Source organism: Colwellia sp. MB3u-55 (assembly GCF_014076785.1).
In the GTDB taxonomy this organism is placed as follows: domain Bacteria; phylum Pseudomonadota; class Gammaproteobacteria; order Enterobacterales; family Alteromonadaceae; genus Colwellia_A.
Window position 1 is genome coordinate 1 of sequence record NZ_JACGUS010000030.1, and the last position, 2,509, is coordinate 2,509.

Consider the following 2,509-nt stretch of genomic DNA (forward strand, 5'->3'; position numbering starts at 1 on the left):
AAATAACAAAATAACAAAATATAAAAATTGAAAAATTAGCATAAATTATTAATTCAGGTAGTATGTACTAAAGGTGTTATTAAATTAGGATTTTTTAGCTGTACTTTAGTGTCATGTTTTTTAACAGTTATAAAAAATTAAGTTTACATTTAAATGTTACCTATTGAATTAAATAGGGTTTTATTTTTGGCGCGTGTTTTGCATTATACAGGTGTCTCGAAGTAAATGTCGTTATGCGACATCAAATTATTAACCCATTAAGGGCTTAAGGAAGTTGTATGAGTTCTAAAATCATAAATATTGTTGTAGTTTGTGTGTTATCTCTTTTTGTTGCCGATAGAGCAAATGCTGGATTAATTATTGGTAATCATTATTCTGATAATGCTGGTATCCAATGGGAGTATGTAGGCTATTTTGATTTAGCTGATGGACCTGATTTTTTTGTAGTCGATAATATTACCCCCTATAATGCTATTGAAGTGGCAGAGTTTAAATTTGGGGCACTTTTGGCTGGCGGCGACTACGCAGTAAGCTCAAATGATCAGGCTACCTACCTTAATATTGCTAATTTTATTGTTAATCATAAAGCTTGGTATGACGCATTTGATAAAAATGTTGGGATACATATCACCGGTGAATCAGTACTTGCAAATTATCAAGGTGACTCTTCATATGATGCGATAGGTGATATTTCTGCCTTCATCTGGGATCGTGCAATGGTCGGAGAGAATATTAATCACGTGTTTAAATCCATTGCTGTTCCAGAGCCGTCAACAATAGTAATATTTTCACTTGCTTTTATGGGATTGATAGTTCGTCGTATAAAAACCAATAATCCTGTTTAGATTAAAATAAAGTTGGTGTCGCTCGACACCTTCTTTGAAAATGAACAATATTAGTTATTGTTTGTTTTTTTCTCAATAATACCGTCTATAAAATTGACGGTTATCTATTTTATTAAATCATCTCTTAGTATAGTCATAAATAAGGTGCTAAAAAGGCGTTGTTTTTAGTCAAATTACTTGTAATATGTCTATCCATAAGTAAGTTTAAAGTTACCAATCAACTGCAGTATTTTAAGTTTGTCTAGAGTATGTGGTAAGCCAAATCATTAGGAAGTCGTTTATGGAAAACTATACCAACCCAAAAAATGCACAAATCATTAATGTTAAAGGTGAAATTCACACCGATGTGGCTGAAAACACTCTATTAAAAGTCGGTGATGTCATTAAAGCAGGCGCCGTTCTTAATTTTATCAAAGGCAGTGAAATTGTATTAGCTTATGCTGATGGAAGTCAGCATAAAGTCTACAGCTCCGAGTCTGAGTCGGTAAATGAAATTCGTGTAGATATAATTTCTCCTGATAACAATACAGAAAGTGTTGATAGTGAAGATATCAATAATATTCAAAATGAAATTTCAGCAATTCAAGATTTAATTGATGCTGATATTGATGCAGAGCTTCCTGAAACAACTGCTGGTCTTACTAGTAATGAAGGTACAAGTTTTGCCTCGGTAAACAGAACAGGCGATGAAACGTTAGCGCAGGCTGGATACGATACAACAGAACAAAATAATATTTTTGTTTTACCCGGTGATTTAGATAACGAAAATAATAATGATAACTTTGCCTTATTTGATGCTGATGAAAGTGTCACTGTAGCAGAAGATACATCAGCCACAGGTAATGTGCTAGATAATGGTGCCAGCGCAGGCGGCCCATTAAGTGTGATTAACTTTAGTGTTGATGGTAATACTTTTGATGCGGGCGAGACAATTAATCTAGTAGAGGGTGAATTTACCTTCAACGCTGACGGTAGCTATACTTTCATACCTGCTGATAATTTTAATGGCACTGTGCCCGTGGTCAATTACACCGTTACTGATGGTGCAGGTAATACGGATAGTTCTACTTTAACGATTTTAGTAACACCCGTATCAGATCTTACTGATGCGGATGAATCTGTTACAACAGCTGAAGATACCCTTGTTTCTGGCAATGTACTTAATAATGCTGAAACTGCAGATGGTCCTCTGACTATAACGAGCTTTACTGTTGATGGAAATACTTTCAATGCAGGTGATACGGTTACTCTCGCTGAAGGTGAGTTAACCTTAAATGCAGATGGTAGTTACACCTTTATACCAAATGACAATTTCAATGGTGCTGTGCCCGTGGTCAGCTACATCGTAACTGATGGTGCAGGTGATACGGATAGTTCTACCTTAGCGATTTCAGTAACACCCGTATCAGATCTTATTGATGATAATGAATCTGTTACAACAGCTGAAGATACCCCAGTCTCTGGAAACGTTTTAGATAATGCAGCAACTGCAGATGGACCATTAACCGTAACCAGCTTTACTGTTAATGGAAATACTTTCAATGCAGGTGATACGGTTACCCTTGCTGAAGGTGAACTCATCTTAAATGCAGACGGTAGCTATACCTTCACACCAAATGATAATTTCAACGGTGCTGTGCCTGTAATTACTTACATTGTTACTG

Annotated in this window: 2 protein-coding genes; both read left to right on the forward strand. The window is 35.6% G+C overall.

Annotation, left to right across the window (positions count from 1 at the left end; all coding sequences use genetic code 11):
* The first annotated feature begins 278 nt into the window (after positions 1-278).
* On the forward strand, positions 279-845 hold the full coding sequence (locus tag H4J66_RS00990) for a PEP-CTERM sorting domain-containing protein (protein WP_182169376.1): 567 nt from the start codon (positions 279-281) through the stop codon (positions 843-845).
* Between the two features lie 280 nt (positions 846-1,125).
* Positions 1,126-2,509, forward strand: a 1,384-nt coding sequence (locus H4J66_RS00995) for an Ig-like domain-containing protein (protein WP_182169379.1), incomplete at its 3' end; no start/stop codon positions are given.

What these genes read in the sequence shown, in the direction of transcription:
- H4J66_RS00990 (WP_182169376.1), top strand. Translation starts at nt 279, where the DNA reads ATGAGTTCTAAAATCATAAATATTGTTGTAGTTTGTGTGTTATCTCTT.